The organism is Arcobacter aquimarinus (genome assembly GCF_013177635.1).
Taxonomy (GTDB): Bacteria; Campylobacterota; Campylobacteria; order Campylobacterales; family Arcobacteraceae; genus Aliarcobacter; species Aliarcobacter aquimarinus.
In genome coordinates, this window is sequence record NZ_CP030944.1 from 831,836 (window position 1) to 849,963 (window position 18,128).

15 protein-coding genes are annotated in these 18,128 nt (G+C 25.1%); 6 read left to right on the top strand and 9 right to left on the bottom strand.

The genetic code is table 11. The features are described 5' to 3' along the window. Window positions 1-62: 62 nt before the first annotated feature. Together AAQM_RS04125 and AAQM_RS04130 are read left to right on the top strand one after the other, a co-directional pair. Window positions 63-647 (top strand): adenylate kinase, encoded by a 585-nt coding sequence (locus tag AAQM_RS04125; protein ID WP_129096212.1) that lies wholly within the window; start codon window positions 63-65, stop codon window positions 645-647. A 3-nt stretch (window positions 648-650) separates the two neighbouring features. Continuing rightward, a complete protein-coding gene (locus AAQM_RS04130; protein ID WP_129096211.1) occupies window positions 651-1,409 on the top strand; it encodes a competence/damage-inducible protein A in 759 nt (252 codons plus the stop codon). Here the strand turns inward: AAQM_RS04130 and AAQM_RS04135 are convergent. From AAQM_RS04135 to AAQM_RS04170, 8 genes are all read right to left on the bottom strand, one after another. Continuing rightward, the gene (locus AAQM_RS04135; protein ID WP_129096210.1) at window positions 1,406-3,361 is read right to left on the bottom strand and encodes a bifunctional diguanylate cyclase/phosphodiesterase; all 1,956 of its coding nucleotides are present in this window, start codon (window positions 3,359-3,361) and stop codon (window positions 1,406-1,408) included. The genes AAQM_RS04130 and AAQM_RS04135 overlap by 4 nt on opposite strands. A gap of 42 nt (window positions 3,362-3,403) precedes the next feature. Next, entirely contained in the window at window positions 3,404-4,072 is a 669-nt protein-coding gene (locus AAQM_RS04140; protein ID WP_129096209.1) for a tetratricopeptide repeat protein, read from the bottom strand. Beyond that, the gene (locus tag AAQM_RS04145; protein ID WP_129096208.1) at window positions 4,069-5,091 is read right to left on the bottom strand and encodes an alanine racemase; all 1,023 of its coding nucleotides are present in this window, start codon (window positions 5,089-5,091) and stop codon (window positions 4,069-4,071) included. Before AAQM_RS04145 ends, AAQM_RS04140 begins: the two co-directional genes overlap by 4 nt. Window positions 5,092-5,093: 2 nt before the next feature. After that, a complete protein-coding gene (gene uvrC / locus AAQM_RS04150; protein WP_129096207.1) occupies window positions 5,094-6,944 on the bottom strand; it encodes an excinuclease ABC subunit UvrC in 1,851 nt (616 codons plus the stop codon). A gap of 30 nt (window positions 6,945-6,974) precedes the next feature. Then, window positions 6,975-8,270, bottom strand: coding sequence for a diguanylate cyclase (locus tag AAQM_RS04155; protein WP_129096206.1), 1,296 nt, complete (start codon window positions 8,268-8,270; stop codon window positions 6,975-6,977). 83 nt (window positions 8,271-8,353) lie between these two features. Then, on the bottom strand, window positions 8,354-9,109 hold the full coding sequence (locus AAQM_RS04160) for a choline/ethanolamine kinase family protein (protein ID WP_171920654.1): 756 nt from the start codon (window positions 9,107-9,109) through the stop codon (window positions 8,354-8,356). After that, window positions 9,099-9,671, bottom strand: a complete 573-nt coding sequence (gene pnuC, locus AAQM_RS04165) for a nicotinamide riboside transporter PnuC (protein WP_129096171.1) — start codon at window positions 9,669-9,671, stop codon at window positions 9,099-9,101. The genes AAQM_RS04160 and pnuC overlap by 11 nt, the downstream gene beginning before the upstream one ends. A gap of 51 nt (window positions 9,672-9,722) precedes the next feature. Beyond that, window positions 9,723-10,199, bottom strand: a complete 477-nt coding sequence (locus tag AAQM_RS04170; RefSeq protein ID WP_129096172.1) for a glutathione peroxidase — start codon at window positions 10,197-10,199, stop codon at window positions 9,723-9,725. Between the two features lie 221 nt (window positions 10,200-10,420). On the opposite strand from AAQM_RS04170, the gene AAQM_RS04175 reads away from it, so the two are divergent. The 4 genes from AAQM_RS04175 (at window position 10,421) to AAQM_RS04190 (ending at window position 17,338) form a co-directional block, all read left to right on the top strand. Further along, entirely contained in the window at window positions 10,421-11,890 is a 1,470-nt protein-coding gene (locus AAQM_RS04175; protein ID WP_129096173.1) for a methyl-accepting chemotaxis protein, read from the top strand. 98 nt (window positions 11,891-11,988) lie between these two features. After that, entirely contained in the window at window positions 11,989-14,013 is a 2,025-nt protein-coding gene (locus AAQM_RS04180; protein WP_129096174.1) for a HAMP domain-containing methyl-accepting chemotaxis protein, read from the top strand. A gap of 124 nt (window positions 14,014-14,137) precedes the next feature. Next, complete coding sequence (locus AAQM_RS04185; RefSeq protein ID WP_129096175.1) at window positions 14,138-16,426, top strand: methyl-accepting chemotaxis protein; 2,289 nt, start codon at window positions 14,138-14,140, stop codon at window positions 16,424-16,426. Window positions 16,427-16,555: 129 nt separating this feature from the next. Further along, on the top strand, window positions 16,556-17,338 hold the full coding sequence (locus AAQM_RS04190; RefSeq protein ID WP_164967081.1) for a polysaccharide deacetylase family protein: 783 nt from the start codon (window positions 16,556-16,558) through the stop codon (window positions 17,336-17,338). A gap of 230 nt (window positions 17,339-17,568) precedes the next feature. Here the strand turns inward: AAQM_RS04190 and AAQM_RS04195 are convergent, their stop codons facing one another. Further along, window positions 17,569-18,120: a hypothetical protein gene (locus AAQM_RS04195; protein WP_129096177.1), complete on the bottom strand. Its 552-nt coding sequence runs from the start codon at window positions 18,118-18,120 to the stop codon at window positions 17,569-17,571. Window positions 18,121-18,128: the final 8 nt, after the last annotated feature.

The window sequence follows — 18,128 nt, forward strand, 5'->3', positions numbered from 1 at the left end:
ACATAAAGAATTTAAATAGTTTTTGATACAATCATACCTTCAAAATTCAACTAAGGTCATAAATGAAAAAATTATTTTTAATCATCGGAGCACCAGGAAGTGGTAAAACTACAGATGCTGAATTAATAGCTTCAAAACATACTAATATTACACATTATTCAACAGGAGATATGTTTAGAGCTGAAGTTGCAAGTGGAAGTCAAAGAGGTGAAATAATTAATACTTATATTAGTGCTGGAAATATTGTGCCAATTGATATTGCAATTGAGACTATTTTAACAGCTATAAAAAAAACATCAACAGATGTGGTAATAATAGATGGATATCCAAGAAGTATAGAACAAATGGTTGAATTAGATAAATATTTAAGTAAAGAAAATGAAGTAGAACTTACAAATGTGATAGAAGTTGAAGTATCACAAGAAACTGCTTTTCAAAGAGTTCTTGGTCGTGCTGCTGATGCTGATATTGTAAGAGATGATGACAATGAAAAAGTTTTTTTAAATAGAATGAAATTATATACAGAACCTTTAAAAGAAATAAAAATATTTTATACGCAAAAAAATTTATTAAAAGTTATTAGCGGGGAAGGGACTATTAAAGAGATAGTTGATGAAATGGATAGATTTATTCAATCTAAAATTTAAATTATGTTAGAAATACCAAATTTTTATAGCGTAATAATTGGAACTGAACTTTTAAATGGGCGAAGAACCGATGCCCATTTTACATTTCTAAACCAACAACTTTTAAGTAGAGGTTGGGAACAAAAAGCTTCGTTTGTCATAAATGATGACATAAATCTTATGGAAAATGTTTTTAATCTTATAAAAAATGATCCCAACTCTGTGATGTTCTGTTTTGGAGGAATTGGAGCAACTCCTGATGATTATACAAGACAGATTGCAGGAAAAGTTTTTTGTGATGGAAAAATGGAATTTCATGAAGAAGCAAAAAATAGAATCATAAATCAGTTTGGTTCTGAAGCCTATCCACACAGAATAAATATGGCATATTTACCAATAAATGCAAAACTTCTTAAAAATGTTGTAAATAATGTAGCAGGATTTTATCTTGAAAATAGATTTTTTTTCACTCCTGGTTTTCCTTCTATGAGTCAAGCTATGGTTGTTGAAGCTTTAGATAAACACTATCCTAAGTCAAGTATTAAAAAATATAGACTTATTATGACTATAGAAACAAGCGAAAATGATTTGATAGATATTATGAAAAAGATTCCTTCTCATTTAGAGTTATCTTCACTTCCTAAAATTTTAGGAGATAAAAGAAAAGTAGTAATTTCTCTTGCTGGATATGATAAAGATGAGGTAGATACAAATTTTGAGTTATTTATAAAATTTTGTAAAGAAAATAAAAAAGAGTATATTTTAAAAGATATTAATTTTTAAATACTCTTTTCGTCAACTAGATTTTTATTTGGTTCACCTAAATAAAATCCTTGAGAATATGTAATACCTAGTTCTTTAACTTTTTCCTGTAATTCTATATTTGAAACAAATTCTGCAATAATTTTGATATTCATTTTTTTACAAAATTGTATGATAGATTTTACAATTTCTAAAGAGTTTTCATCTTCTAAAATTCTTTTTATAATACTTCCATCTATCTTTACAAAATCAGCATCAATTTTTACTAAATATTCAAAGTTACTATATCCAGTTCCAAAATCATCAATGGCAACTTTACAGCCTATATCTTTTATTTTTGCAATAAAATCATAAATTGGTTCATAAGTAGTAATTTTTTCAGATTCAACTAATTCGATTACAAGTCTATTTGAAATATCAAATTCTGCAATTTTTGAAAACAAAAAGTTAGATAAATCTTTATCTAAAATATCTTCAACAGTCAAGTTAATTGAAAATTCATAATCAAAATTTTTAAATTTTTCAAAAGATTTTTCTATAACTTTTTTCGTAATATCAATATATTGTTTAGATTTTTTAGATATTTCTAAAAATTTATATGGTGATACTATATCTGCATTTGTATCTTGAAGTCTTACTAAAGATTCATATTTCTCAATTTTATTTGATTTATTATTGAATATTGGTTGATAATAAACTATTATTCTATCTTCTTTTAGAGCTTGACTTATTTTTTCAGACCAATAAATATTTTCTTCAAACTTTTTTTCTATATTTAATTCTTCAGAATATTGTAAAATATTTTTTAATTGTTTTTTTGCAAATTTATTTACAATATCCGCTGTATGTATTATCTTTTCATTACTTTCATAAGATATTCCACAAGTTGTGACTAAATTGAATTTTTTTATTCCTAAATCTATATAAGTATTTTTCATATAATTTATAAAATCATAAATTGTTTCATAAAATTCATTATTTGCCAATTTCCAGTTTAGTATGGCAAATTTAGCTCCATAGATTCGATATATTTTATAATCATCATTTAAATAGCTAGTTAATAATTTAGAAAATTCTATTATGAATTTATTAGCAATTTCATCTCCATAAAAATCATTTAAGAATGAAAAATCATCAATACTAAGAATTGCAAGGTTATTTTTATCATTTTCAGGAATATCTAAAATCAATTTTTCACTGATAAATAAACCTGTTAAAACATCTTTTTGTATGGATTCAAGTTTAGTAATATCTTGAGCGAATTTAACAATTTTTATAGGTTTATTATTTATATCTAAAATAGGAGTATATGTAGCTTGAATCCAAACTTTTTTCCCATTTTTTGTGACTCTTATATATTTCCCTGTATCAAAAGTTCCTTCTTTTAATCTTTCCCAAAATGTTTTATATTCATTCGAGTTAATATAATCTTTTTCACAAAATATACTATGATGTTTACCTATTAATTCATTTAATTCATAACCCATAGATTTTAAAAAATTATCATTTGCAGTTAAAATAATACCATTTGTATCAAATTCAATAGTTGCTTGTGATTTATTTATTGCATTAATTTGAGCTTCATAGTTTAAACTTTGTAATTTTCTATTTGTAATGTCTTGAGCGAATTTTAATATTTCAAATACTTGATTGTATTCATTTTTTAACGGTTGATAAGAAGCTTGAATAAAAACTGATTCACCGTTTTTTTTAATTCTTTTAAACTCTTCAGTTTGAACTTTTCCATTTGACAAATCATTCCAAAATTTCTTATATTCATTTGATTTAATGTACTCTTCTTCACAAAAAATTTTATGATGTTTATCTACAATTTCATCAAGTTTATAAGAAAATAAATTTAAAAACTTTTCATTCGCATCTTTTATTGTTCCATCAACTTTAAATGAAATTACAGCGTAATGTTCATTAATGGCATTTTTAACAGCATTTTTTCTTGTTTCATCTAAAGTCATTATTTATTTACCTTTTTTTGTCAAATAAAAAATATTTCTATTTTATTTAATTGGTACATTATAATCACCAACTTTCCAAGATTCATCTTTTGGATATTTTGCTAGATTGTAGTCTTTCCATACTTTAACGCAAAGTTTATCACCTTTTTTATATTGGTCTTTTGCAAAGACATGAGCTCTACCAAAGTTTGGGAAAACTCCCATTCCTGAAGCATACATATATGCTATATAGCAGTTTGCTTCATACTCCTTTTGTTTGGATGCAAGTTTAAAATAGTGCATAGCTTTTTCATAATCTTTATCAACAATTTCACCCATTAGAAAGAATCTTCCTATCATAAGTTGAGATTTAGAATCTCCTTTATTTGCTGCATCAACGAAAAAGTTGTAAGCTTTTGTCAAGTCATAATAATGAGTTGATTTTGAAAGATGGATTTTTCCAAGAGCATAAGTAGATTCTAAATTTCCTAGTTCTGAAGCTTTTGTAAAATATTCATAGGCTTTATTTATATTCTTTGCAATACCATCACCTTGTAGATGAATAAGACCTAATTCATATATAGCTTTTGGATTATTTTGTTTTTCTAATTCTCTATAATATTTCAAAGCTTTTAGTGAACCTTGCACTTTATGAATAGTATAAACTTCTTCAAAAGTTATAGCACTTAAAGAGTTAATAACTATAAAAAAGGCAAGGATTATTTTTTTCATACTATCTCTTTTTCTATATTTGGATTTAGTGTTGTTGTAATTTCATAAGTAATTGTGTCATGAATTTTTGATAAAGCTGTAACATCATCAAAAATACAAACTTTCTCTTCATCGGTATTTAAAGATAAATTATCCATTGAAACACGACCTAAAACTTTATAACCTTTGGGCGTTGTATATGAGTCTTTTTCATTCAGTCTTAAAAAACCATCTCCATATCCAATATCATAAGTTGAAACTATCATATTTTCTTTTGCAGTAAAAGTTCCTCCATATCCAACACTTTGTCCTTTTTTTAACTCTCTTGTTGATAGCTTATTAGCCCAAAGTGACATAACAGGTTTTAGTTTTGGAAAATTAAATATTCCTGCATTATCTAAATAACCATAAGTTGCAATTCCAACTCTTGCAAAATCTTCATTAAAATCTGATGTTCTAAAAAGAGCTGCTGAGTTACAAGAATGAAGTGCTGGAAGAGGTAGTGAAAGTTTTTCACATATTCTTTTCACATCCTCTTTTACCCTAGAAAAAACAGCTTTTTGCCAGAAAAAATTTGTTGATAATTCATCTGCACCTTTATGGTGTGTGAAAACCCCAGTTATTGTTATTTTTTTCTCTAAAAGCCCTAAAAAAGCCTTTTCTAATTGGTTTGGTAAAATTCCATTTCGATGCATTCCTGTATCAACTTTGATATGAACATTGGCATTTTCTGGGATATTTTTTATATCTTCTAAACTATTTATTACTATGTGAAAAGTATGTGAATAAGTGTGAAAAGATTTTTCTGCAAGGATTATAATATAATCAAAAAATTTTTCAATTTTAAGTGCATCATCTATCGTTCTAACTACTGCTTTTTTCACTCCAAATTCACTCGCAAGTTTTCCTATTTCTATTAGTCCATGTCCATAAGCATTGTCTTTTAATACAACTGCAACTTTTTCTTTTGAGCCAGCTTTTTTTGAAATAACATCTAAATTATAAAATAGGTTTTCTTTGCTTAATAAAATTTTTGCCAAAATTAATCCTTTGAGGCTGTAAAATAGTTTAAAATTGTATTTGCATCTTTTTCATTTAATACATTTTTTAATTCTTCTAAAGATGCATTTTTGATTTTTTCAAATTCACCAAAATATAAAAGAAGCTTTTTGATTTTTGCTTCACCAATTCCTTTGATTTGTAATAAAGAAATCTGTTTATCTTGAGCTCTTTTTTGTTTTTTGTGGAATGTTATAGCAAATCTATGAGCTTCATCCCTTTGTCTTTGAACGAATTGTAATCTTTTATCACTTGTTAATAAGTTAAAACTTTTAAATTCGCCATTTTTATTTTTATAATGAATTATATCTTTTGCTGCACCCTTTGCTCTATGAGCCTTTGCATCTAGTTTTTCTTTTGCAATTGCAATAATATCAAGATTTACTCCAACAGATTGCACTATGTCATATGCTAGTTTTAAAAGCGTTTCTCCACCATCAATAATCCATAAATCAGGAGCTGGATTTTTAGGAAAACTTTCAACTCTTCTTATTAACATTTCTCTCATTTGTGAGTATTCATCTTTTGATTCAAGGTTATAGTGTCTAAAAGCTTTTTTATCAAAAGAGTTTAAAGTTTCATTCCAAACTATCATAGCTCCAACAGTTGCTTGTCCCATCATATGAGAGTTATCAAAACTCTCTATTATATATGGAAGAGTTTGTAAGTTGAATAATTCTTTTAAATCTTCATAAATATTTGTTTCATTTTTACTTGAATCAATTCGTAAAAGTTCATCGCAGTTACTAAGGGCAATTTGAACAATATCTTTTTTCTTATCTTTTTTAGGATTTAGAATCTTGATTTTTTTATTAAATCTTATTTGTAAAAATTCTTCAAGTTCAGTTGTATCATCTAGTTCGATTCCTACTAAAATTTCTTTTGGTAAAAGAGGAATTTCATTATCATAGTAGTTTATAATTGCTCTTTTATAAGCTTCTTCATAATCAAACTCAAACTCTTCTTCGTAATTATCAATCTTTAAAAAATCGTGATTTGATGAGGTTAATTTTCCATCTCTTAAAAACATACGTACTACAACTGCTTTTTTATTTGTTGTAGTAATTGCAAAGATATCTATATCTTCATTTGTTGCTAAATCTATTCCTGATTTTATTTGTGATTTTTCAATAGTTTTTATTCTATCTCTTAAAGTCATAGCTTCTTCAAATCTAAAATCATTTGAATATTGAAGCATTTTTTCATTCAGTTTAGAAATAAGTTTTGTTTTATTATAGATAAATTCTAAAGCATTTTCTACTATTTTGGCATATTCTTCTTTTGAAATTTTATTTTCACAAGGAGCAAAACATTTTTGAATTTGATGAAATAAACAAGCTGTTTTACTTTTAACACAAGATTTCTTTTGAACTAATGGAACAATTTCATAAATAGAATCAAGCATATCTTTTGCACCACTTGAATAAGGTCCAAAATATTTTATATTTTTTTCTTTATATACTTTTCTTGTGATTTCAAGTCTTGGAAAATCTTCATTATAATCTATAAAAATATAAGGATATGTTTTATCATCGCGAAGTAAAATATTGTATTTTGGTTTTAGCTGTTTTATTAATGAATTTTCTAAAATAAGTGCATCATGTTCATTTGGAACAACAATCCATTCACAACTCTCAACTTCACTAATCATTTTATAAATTCGTGGACCTAACTTATCAGAAGGAAGAAGTTTTGGAGTAAATTTAAAATAGGATTTAACTCTGTTTTTTAGAACTTTTGCTTTTCCAATATAAAGAAGATGTCCATTTTTGTCAAAGTATTGATAAACCCCTGCATCTTGTGGGAGTTGTTTTAGTTTTTCAAGTAGATTCATTTTGGGATTGTATCAAAAAAGCTTTTAATTTTATGAATAAATAATAGTAGTATTTCTATTTTTTTCTTTTGCCATATAAAGTGCCTTATCAGCTCTTTTTATAATAGAATCTAAATCTTTATCATCTTTTGATAATTGACTAATTCCTAAACTAATTGTTACTTTTACTTCTAGATTTTCATCTTTAAAAGAGGCTTTTTCAATATTTTGTCTTATTTTTTCAGCCAAAATAAATGCTTGATTTTCATTTGTATTATATAGTAAGATAGAAAATTCTTCTCCTCCTGTTCTTGCAAGTGTATCTGATTTTCTAATACTTTTTTCCATAATTCTTGAAATAAATTTTAGTATTTCATCTCCAATATTATGTCCATAAGTATCATTTATATTTTTAAAAAAATCTATATCGACACAAATTATTGATAAAGGAATATTCTCTCTTTTTGCTAGATGAAAAGTTTTTAGTCCAACTTCAAAAAAATGTCGTCTATTTGAAAGATTTGTTAAATAATCAGTGATAGAGTTTTCAAGAAGTTTTTTATTTGCTTTTGTTAAATCTTTCGTTCTTTGATTAACTTTTAATTCAAGTGTTTTATTTAATTTTAAGATATTCAATTCTCTAGCATAAATAGAAGTTATTGTATAAGTGATAATTCCCATAAAAACAATAGAAGTAAAAATAGTTACAATATTTAATAGATTGCTTTTTGATTCTATTATTTTTATATTTTCTTTATAATTTTCTATTGGAACACTAACTCTTAATCCTCCAATTATATCTCCAACTTTATAGTTTTGAGTATTATGACAAGAAAGACAAGAAGGTTGAACTTTCAATGCTCCTAAAAAATTGTATTTATCTTCTTCTAAACTAGTGTAAAAGTTTTCTTCCTTATTTGAGTTTAATTGCTCTAAAGCTCTTTTTTCAAATTTATCAGGTTTATTAATAGGATTTAGAGGAGATAAACTTGTAATTTTAAAATAATAATTTTGTTTTAGATTTGAAACTTCTGATAATTCTCTAATCATCCAAGCTGGATTCATTTTTATTAATAGTTCTTTATTATTTGTATGAACTATTCCATCTTTTATAAATTGATTTGCATCTATTTCTTCATAAGCTTTTATATAAATTGAGCCTTTTTGTGAGTTCCAATGTTTTAAAGTCATTAAACTATTGTGTAAAGTTGAAGCTTGTTCAAAAAGTATCTTTTCAGAGAATTTTTGATAATCATTTTTTGTATCACTTATATATTTAAGTATAAAAAGTGTAAAACAAAAGATAATAGTAACAGTAAAGTATATTAGAAAATTTTTACTCTTCATATAACTCTTTTCTTTTTTTATAAACTAAATTATAACTAAAAATAATTTTTTTATTCTTATGAATGGTTTAAATAAATAGAAAATTATAAATTATTTATAGTTTCAAACCATAAACTACAGATATTTTTATAGATTATTTTATAATGATTTAATTTTGTTATATCTTTTTTTGAATAATTTAATAAATATTTTTCTAAAAAAAGTTTTTCTTTAATTTTATTGAATTTAAACTCTACACAAATAGAAGCTAAATCAAAAAATTTATCATTAAGTCCAGTATATTCCCAATCAATAATTTTGATTGAATTATTATGGAAAATGATATTTTTAGGATTTAAATCATGATGAGTCAATACTAATTCTTCTTTATGTTTTTTTAGTTTATTTAAACTTTTAAAACATTGAGTTATAAGTTTCTGATTTTTTTTATCTTTTAAATTTTTTTTATAATATTGTAAATCTTTTTTTATATCATAGGCTTTTGTTTTAGCTTTTATTTTGTGAAGTTTTTTTATTTTTAAAGCTAGATTTTTTATGTCAAACGATGATAGATTCTTTTTATGAATACCTTTTTTATATTCATAAATCATAAAATTTTCATTAAAAAAAATTGCTTTAGTTGCAATATTTTTTTTGTAAGCTTTTTTTTGAGTTTCAAATTCAAAACTTCTACTAATATTTACACTATCATTTGATTTAAAGACTCTAATAACATATGAATTTTTTGAAGTTTTAAGAAGATAACTAATATTATTGAAGCCTTGATTTTTTAAAAGTTCAAGGCTTAAAATCTCTTCATCTTTGAAAATATGATATTTTTTTAATTGTTCAATATTCAAAACTTAAATACTCTTTTTTCCATTGTCTATATGCAATACAAGCTAAAATGGTAAAAAGACCGAATAAAATAGCAGTTACATAAAAACCTTTATTTATATAAATATAAATTGAAATAAAATCTATAACAACCCAATAAAGCCAATTTTCTAATACTTTTTTCGTAAGCATATATGTAGCAAATATTGCAAATACAGTAGTAAAAGTATCCAAATATGCAAAATCAGCACTTGTGTAGTTTTTCATATAATAACCTAAAGTTAAAGAGATAAAAGTCAAATATATTATGATTTTTATATTTTTAAATAGACCATAAGAAGTTATTTTTAATTCTTCACTTATAGATAAAGCATTTCCATATTTCCAAGAGTACCAACCATAAATAGCCATTATTAAATAAAATATATTTAAAAAACTATCCATTAAAAGTGAAGCATCAAAAAATAAAATACTATAAATCAATGTACTAAAAAATGCAGCAACCCAGCACCAACTATTTTCTTTTATTGCAAGAAGTAAATAAACGATTGATAAAAATACAGCTAAAATCTCCCAAGAAGTCATATAAAAAATGGCTTCTTGGATGTTATGTATAAAATTTTCTATTTATGATTCCTATAATAGTTTTAAAATATCATCTTCTATTGATTCAGGTGAAGTTGAACTTCCAAATCTATCAATAACATTTCCATTTTTATCAACTAAAAATTTTGTAAAATTCCATTTTATGTCAGTAGTTCCCAAAATTCCTTTTTGAGAATTTTTCAAAAAAGTGTATAAAGGAGATTCCTTTTCACCATTTACATCAATTTTTGAAAACATATCAAATTTAACATCATAAGTTAAACTACAAAACTCTTTGATTTTTTCATTTGATTCAGGCTCTTGATTTGCAAACTGATTTGAAGGAAATCCTAAAACCATAAAGTCTTTATTTTTATATTTTTCAAAAAGTGCTTCTAATCCTTCATATTGACCTGTAAAACCACACTTACTAGCAACATTTACTATAAGAAGAACTTTTCCTTTATATTTAGACATAGAAATCTCTTCTCCATCAATAGTTTTTACATTAAAATCGTAAATACTCATTTTATTTTCCTTTGCTAATAGTGAAGTAACACAAATTAGCACTATTAATAGAATTTTTTTAAGCATAATTATTCCTTTAGTTTTATTAATAATAAATAAGAGTAATTTTATCCAAATTAAATGGCTTTTAATAGTCTAAATTTGTCATATAATAAATATTTTAGATTTGTCTTTCAATTATGATATAATCGGGAAGTAGTAGTAGAAATAAAGGGGTATTTATGTTTAATTTTGGAAAAACAGAAGAAGAAATAGGTCGGTTAAAAGCACTTGAAGAGAATTATGCTGTTATATCATTTAGACCAGATGGAACTATTTTAAATGCAAATGAAAATTTTTTAAATGCTTTAGGATATAAATCAAATGAAGTAGTAGGTAATCATCATAGAATGTTTTGTGACAAAAATTATGCAAATTCTCAAGCTTATAAAGAGTTTTGGAATAATTTAGCAAATGGAATATCTCAATTAGATGAATTTGAAAGATTTAGAAAAGATGGTAGTTCAATTTGGCTTCAAGCATCATATACTCCTGTAAAAAATGCAAATGGAAAAGTAACAAGTGTTGTAAAATTTGCTCAAGATATTACTGAATCTAAAAAAGTTATAGATGCAGTTAAAAAAGCTATTGAATTAGCAAAAACAGGTGTTTTTAAACAAACTATAAGTCTATCAACTTCAAATGAGGGGGTAGAAGAGCTTAAAAATGGAGTTAATGACTTATTTAAAATTGTCTCTACTAAAGTAGATGGAGATTTAAATAAAATATCAAATGCACTAACTTCTTTTCAAAAATTGGATTTTAGACATAGGATTACAGGAGAATTAGGAGAGGTAGCAGTTGGATTAAATAATTTAGCTGATATTATAAATGACATGTTAGTAGAAAATAAATCAAATGGATTAACATTAGATGAAAGCTCAAATATTTTACTGGTAAATGTAGATAAATTAAATATAAGTTCAAATGAAGCGGCAGCAAGTCTTGAAGAAACAGCAGCAGCATTAGAACAAATAACTTCAAATATAAGAAATAATACTGAAAATATTGCAAAAATGGCGAATTATTCAAATAATGTGACAAGTTCTGCAAACCATGGTGAAAAACTTGCAAATGAAACAACAATTTCAATGGATGAAATAAATACTCAAGTTACAGCGATAAATGAAGCAATTAGTGTGATTGACCAAATAGCATTTCAAACAAATATTCTTTCGCTAAATGCAGCTGTTGAAGCAGCAACTGCTGGAGAAGCTGGAAAAGGTTTTGCTGTTGTTGCTCAAGAAGTTAGAAATCTAGCAAGTAGAAGTGCTGAAGCTGCTAAAGAGATAAAAACTATTGTAGAAAATGCGACATCAAAGGCAAATCAAGGGAAAGATATAGCAAATAAGATGATAGAAGGATATAAAGAATTAAACCAAAATATCCAAGAAACAATCAATCTTATTTCTGATATAGAAATGTCTAGTAAAGAGCAACTTTCAGGAATAGAACAAATAAATGACGCAGTTAATAATTTAGATAAACAAACGCAACAAAATGCACAAATTGCTTCACAAACTCATGATGTAGCAGTTGTAACTGATAGGATAGCAAAATTAGTAGTAAGTAATGCAAATGCAAAAGAGTTTATTGGTAAAAATGAAGTAAAATCTAAGAGTGTTAATTTGAAAAAATCTTTTAATATATAGCTAAATTGTGATAGAATTGTATAATATGTGAGCATGAAGTATAGTTTTTATATTGTAAGTATAAAAATTATTTTATTAATCTATTTTAGGAGAGAAGGATGTTACAAAATTTGAAAACTAAATTCAAATTATCTTTGTTGGCTTTTATTGCTTTATTAAGTATCGCAATACTTGGAATATTCGGTGTAGTTGAATTGAAAAAAGTTAATAGTGGTTTAGAAACAGTTTATAATGATAGGGTTATACCTCTTGAACAGTTAAAAATTATTGCAGATGAATATGCAATAAATATTGTTGATACAACTCATCAAACGAGAAATGGAAATTTTAATTTTCAAAAATGTGTTTCAAATATAAATGAAGCAAAAGAAAAGATTCAGCTTAATTGGCAAAAATATATGTCAACTAAATTAACGGTAGATGAACAAAAATTAGCTAATGAAACAAAAGTATTAAAGCAAGCTGGAGATCAATTAGCTGATAAAATCAAAAAAGCATGTGAAAATCAAGATATTGATAGTTTAATTAATATAACTAAAAATGAACTTTATCCTAACATAGACCCAATTGGTGAAAAAATTTCTGCATTGATTAATCTTCAATTAGATGAAGCAAAAAAAGAGACTGAAATTGCTACAGATATTTATAATTCTGCAAAATTAATGGTTACAACAGTAGTTATCGTATCTTTTTTAATTCTTCTTGCAATTTCTTATTTGATTATTTCAGATATAACTGGAAAATTAAATAGCTTCAAAACTGAGTTATTAAATTTCTTTGCATTTTTAAATAAAGAGAGTTCTAGTGTAACTTTACTTGAAATTAATTCAAAAGATGAATTTGGAGAAATGGCAAAAGTTATAAATGAAAATATAGAAAAAACAAAAAAATTGATTGAAGCAGATAATTTACTGATTGACGAAGCTAAAGTTGTAATGAGAAGAGTAAATAATGGTTGGTATTCTCAATTAATAGAGAAAACGACTACAAATACATCTTTAGAAGAGTTTAAAAATAATGTAAATCAAATGATAAAAAGTACAAAAGACAGATTTGAAGAAGTTGATATGGTTCTTGAAGATTATTCTAAACTTGATTATAGAAAAAGCTTACAAATGAAACCAAGTGATGAAAGAGGTGGAGTATTTGAAAGATTGGTTGTTGGAATTAATACACTTCAAGAATCAATAACAAATATGTTGATTGATAACAAAACAAATGGATTAACATTAGATGAAAGTTCAGATATATTACTTGTAAATGTTGATAAGTTAAATCAAAGTTCAAATGAGGCAGCAGCAAGTCTTGAAGAAACTGCAGCAGCAATTGAACAAATAACATCAAATGTAAGAAATAATACAGAAAATATTGCAAAAATGGCTAAATTATCAAATGAGGTAACAACTTCAGCAACAAATGGTGAAAAGTTAGCAAATCAAACAACACAAGCTATGGATGAAATAAATAATCAAGTAACATTGATAAATGAATCAATTACAGTAATTGATCAAATAGCATTCCAAACAAATATTCTTTCTCTAAATGCAGCTGTTGAAGCAGCAACAGCAGGAGAAGCAGGTAAAGGATTTGCTGTTGTTGCACAAGAAGTAAGAAATCTAGCAAGTAGAAGTGCCGAAGCTGCTAAAGAGATAAAAGCAATAGTTGAAAATGCAACTTCTAAAGCAAATCATGGTAAACAAATTGCTGATCATATGATAGATGGGTATAAGCAATTAAATGGAAATATTGCTCAAACTATAAATTTGATTTCAGATATTCAAAATGCTTCAAAAGAGCAGTTATTGGGAATTGAACAAATAAATGATGCTGTAACACAACTTGATCAACAAACACAACAAAATGCTATGGTGGCAAGTCAAACTCATGATGTTGCCGTTATAACTGATCAAATTGCAAAATTAGTTGTAAATACTGCAAATGAAAAAGAGTTTAATGGGAAAAATGAAGTTAAAGCTAAAGAGATGAATTTAAATAAATCTAAAAAAGAGAACTTTATTCCTGTGAAAAAAACTCAATCAAAAATAAATGAAAATGTTTCTATAAAAAAAGAAACAAAAATCGTAACTTCTAACGTTAAAGATGATGAATGGGAAAGCTTTTAAAAGCTTTCCTTTTATTTTTAAATAAAATCTACTAAATTGTCTAATTTTTACTATAAATAATCTTACTAAAATTAAGAATTTAATGTTATTATTATTACTTATATAACATTAAAAGGGAAACCTAATGAACAAACTAAATTTTGGAACGAAATTATTATTAATTTTAATTTCTGTAACTATTATATCTCTTGGTTTGATGATTTATATTGTATCTTCATATTCATACTCAAACTCTAGAACAGACGCTCAAAATTATATAAATGAGTTGGCTAAAAAAAATGCTTTAGAAACTAAAAATACATTAGATAAAGCAATCGTTATTTCTAATTCAATAGCAAATAAATATGCAAGTGCTATTGAACATAAAGAAAAATTGTCAAAAGAAGGAACAATTAAATATTTTAAATCTTTACTTGAACATAATCCTTTTATTTTAGGTATTTGGTTTACTTTTGAAGATGGCTCTATTTTTTATGAGAAAAAAACAGATACTGATACACAAAATTATTACACAAAAAAAGGGGTATTTCAACCTTATGTTGTAAGAAATACAAACGGTTCTTTTACCATTGAGCCATCATCTGAATTTGATTTAAATTCTGAATGGATAAATCTTCCTTATAAAAATAAACAAGTTTCTATAACAGAACCATATAATTATAATATTGATGGGAAAAATATTCTTTTAACAACAGTTTCTTCACCTGTTTATTTTGAAGGTAAATTTATAGGAGCTGTAGGAGTTGATTTTTCATTAGAGTCTTTTAATAAAAAAACAAGTGAAATTAAACTTTTTGATTCAGGATATGGAACGATTATAGATGCTTATGGAAAGGTTATTAGTCATCCAAATATAGAGAATTTAGGAAAAAGTTTAAAAGATATAACTACAAATGAAAATATATTAAATGTCTTAGAAGCTACTAAAAAAGGAGAAGATTATTCTTTTATAGCTAAAAATTTAAGAAGTGGTGTGGATTCATATTCTTATGGTTTTGCATTTGAGTTTGGAGAAACAAAAAATTATTGGACATTTATTGCTACTGTTCCAGAAGATGAATATTTAGCAAAATCAAATTTTATAAAGAATTTTTCTATATTTTCTGGATTAATTGTTTTAGCTGTAATTATTTTAGTATTAATTTATAGTATGAAAAGATTAAATAAAAATTTAACAACTATAAAAGATGGATTATTGGATTTCTTTTCGTATTTAAATAAAGAGACAAAAAATACTAATCCTATTAAACTTGATTCAAGTGATGAATTTGGTGAAATGGCTAAAATGATAAATCAAAATATAGAAAAAACACAAAGTCTAATTATTCAAGATAATGAATTAATAGAGGATGTAAAACGAGTTGTAAATGAAGTAAAAGCTGGAAGATTTAATAAAAAAATAGAAAAAAACAGTGATAATCAGAATTTAGAAGAGTTGAAAAACATTTTTAATGAAATGTTAGAAACTACTAAAAATAATGTTTGTGAAGATATCAATAAAGTTATAAAAGTATTAGAAAGTTTTGCAAAACTTGATTTTAGACCAAGAATAGATGATAAAGGAAATATTGCTCTTGGAATAAATAATCTTGCCGAAATTATAAATGCTATGCTAGTTGAAAATAAATCAAATGGATTAACTCTTGATGAAAGTTCTGATATTTTACTTGCAAATGTTGATAAATTAAATATAAGTTCAAATGAGGCAGCAGCAAGTCTTGAAGAGACAGCAGCAGCTCTTGAAGAGATTACTTCAAATATAAGAAATACAACACAAAATATAGCACAAATGGCTACATATTCAAACAAAGTTACGAAAGCAGCAAATGATGGAGAAAAATTAGCAAATCAAACAACTGTTGCAATGGATGAAATAAATACACAAGTGAATGCAATAAATGAGGCTATTTCAGTAATAGATCAAATAGCATTTCAAACAAATATTTTATCTTTAAATGCAGCAGTAGAAGCAGCAACCGCTGGAGAAGCTGGACGTGGATTTGCTGTTGTTGCAGCAGAAGTGAGAAATTTAGCAAGTAGAAGTGCAGAAGCAGCACGTGAGATAAAAGCTATCGTTGAAAATGCAACTTCAAAAGCAAATCAAGGAAAACAAATAGCTGGAAATATGATAGATGGATATAAAGAATTAAATCAAAATATCGTAAATACAATTAATTTAATTTCTGATATTGAAATGTCAAGTAAAGAACAATTAACAGGTATTGAGCAAATCAATGATGCTGTGACGAGTTTAGATAGACAAACTCAACAAAATGCACAAATAGCTTCTCAAACTCATGATGTTGCAACAATTACAGATGAGATTGCAAAATTGATTGTAAATGATGCTAATACAAAAGAGTTTGTTAAAAAAGATGAAATTAAAGCAAAAAATTTAAATATTAAAAAATAGAAGGAATAAAACCTTCTATTTTATATATGTTTAACCTAATAAGTTATAGTATTGCACTCTTAATTTTATTTAATAATTTTTATTAATAGCTGTTAAATAAATTATAAAATAATTACTTTTGGTCTTACTGTGAATAAAAAAATTAAAATCTTTACATATATAATTTTTATATTTTTATCAACTAATCTTTTTTGTTTTGAAACAAAAAATGATGAAAATTATAGAGAAAAAATTGCTTATCTGACTTTTGATGATGGTCCTTTAAATGCTACAAAAAATATTCTTGAAGTTATAGAAAAAGAAAATGTTCCAGTTTCTATGTTTTTTATTGGTAAACATATTGAAGATTTTAGAAAAATATACGAAAATGCTTTGACTTTTCCAAATATAACTATTGCAAATCATACTTATTCTCATGCAAATGGAAAGTATGCTAAATTTTATAATGATGCAAATATAGTTGTAGAAGATATAAAAAAAGCTGATTCAATAATATCAAAAGATAGAGTTTCAAAAACAGAATCAAACTTTCTGCCAGTAAGACTTGCAGGTAGAAATGTATTTAGACTTCCTATAATTTCGATAAATGATAATGCTTTAGAAAAAGAACAAATAGAAAAAGAATTATTAGGTTATGAAAAAGTTTTTGAAGAGGGATTTTATATTTATGGTTGGGATTTAGAGTGGAATTATGGAGTTGATGGTGAACCTACTCAAACTCCTCTTGAAGTAGTGAATGCTATGGAGTATATACATTTCAAAAATCGTACAAGAGTGGAAAATAAAGTTGTACTATTAATGCATGATAAAATGTTTGCAACACAATTTAATGGTAAAGAAAATTTACAAATGCTAATCACACTTTTAAAAAATAATGGTTGGAAGTTTGAAAATATAGAACAATATTTATAATATTAAATAATTTATATTTTTTCTTTAATTTAATCTAAAAACATTTTTAGGACAAAACATTCTAAAAATAATAAAACAAAGAAATAAGACAATGCATATTTTCAAATTAAAATCTAAGTTAAATAAAATAGAAACTACAAAATAAGATGTACTTAAAATTAGAAACCAAAAAGTAATTAATGATAAAAATATTAATATTATTCTAAAAATTGTACCCTTTGCATTTTTACTCATTTAATCTCCTTTATAATAGCTTCTATTTGTCTTCTATGCATATACATAAATACACTCCAATCATAATTGTTAAATTCTACAAACCAAGGGTGTTTTTTCTTCTTTTGTGATTGTTTTTTATCTAAAGCTTTTATAAATGAAATGTATTCTTGATAAAAATTTTTAAAGCTTTTATATTGATTATTAGCATTTTGTTTTGGCTTTACATTTTCTATTTTTATATCTTCAATAAACTCTTTTTCTAAACTTAGTGTTTCAATTACATTTTTGATTTTATTTCCTGCAATTTCTAAATGTTCTAAAACCATATTTATTGAAAATTGTCTTGTATCATCTTCTATTGCAAAAGTTCTATCAATGATAATTTTTTTTATTAGCAATTCTTCATCTAGGCTTTTAACTAATTTATCAATAATTTTTAACTCTCTTTGCAATAAATATAAAGCTATATTCCAAGTAATTAAAATTCTAATTGATGGAACTAAAACATTTTTTATAAATAGTCTTTCAAAATTTGGTAGACCTGAACCAGGAGGTGCTAGTTTCATATTTTTTC

What these genes read in the sequence shown, in the direction of transcription:
- AAQM_RS04125 (WP_129096212.1), top strand. Translation starts at nt 63, where the DNA reads ATGAAAAAATTATTTTTAATCATCGGAGCACCAGGAAGTGGTAAAACT.
- AAQM_RS04130 (WP_129096211.1), top strand. Translation starts at nt 651, where the DNA reads ATGTTAGAAATACCAAATTTTTATAGCGTAATAATTGGAACTGAACTT.
- AAQM_RS04135 (WP_129096210.1), bottom strand. Translation starts at nt 3,361, where the DNA reads ATGACTTTAGATGAAACAAGAAAAAATGCTGTTAAAAATGCCATTAAT.
- AAQM_RS04140 (WP_129096209.1), bottom strand. Translation starts at nt 4,072, where the DNA reads ATGAAAAAAATAATCCTTGCCTTTTTTATAGTTATTAACTCTTTAAGT.
- uvrC (WP_129096207.1), bottom strand. Translation starts at nt 6,944, where the DNA reads ATGAATCTACTTGAAAAACTAAAACAACTCCCACAAGATGCAGGGGTT.
- AAQM_RS04155 (WP_129096206.1), bottom strand. Translation starts at nt 8,270, where the DNA reads ATGAAGAGTAAAAATTTTCTAATATACTTTACTGTTACTATTATCTTT.
- pnuC (WP_129096171.1), bottom strand. Translation starts at nt 9,671, where the DNA reads ATGACTTCTTGGGAGATTTTAGCTGTATTTTTATCAATCGTTTATTTA.
- AAQM_RS04170 (WP_129096172.1), bottom strand. Translation starts at nt 10,199, where the DNA reads ATGAGTATTTACGATTTTAATGTAAAAACTATTGATGGAGAAGAGATT.
- AAQM_RS04175 (WP_129096173.1), top strand. Translation starts at nt 10,421, where the DNA reads ATGTTTAATTTTGGAAAAACAGAAGAAGAAATAGGTCGGTTAAAAGCA.
- AAQM_RS04180 (WP_129096174.1), top strand. Translation starts at nt 11,989, where the DNA reads ATGTTACAAAATTTGAAAACTAAATTCAAATTATCTTTGTTGGCTTTT.
- AAQM_RS04185 (WP_129096175.1), top strand. Translation starts at nt 14,138, where the DNA reads ATGAACAAACTAAATTTTGGAACGAAATTATTATTAATTTTAATTTCT.
- AAQM_RS04195 (WP_129096177.1), bottom strand. Translation starts at nt 18,120, where the DNA reads ATGAAACTAGCACCTCCTGGTTCAGGTCTACCAAATTTTGAAAGACTA.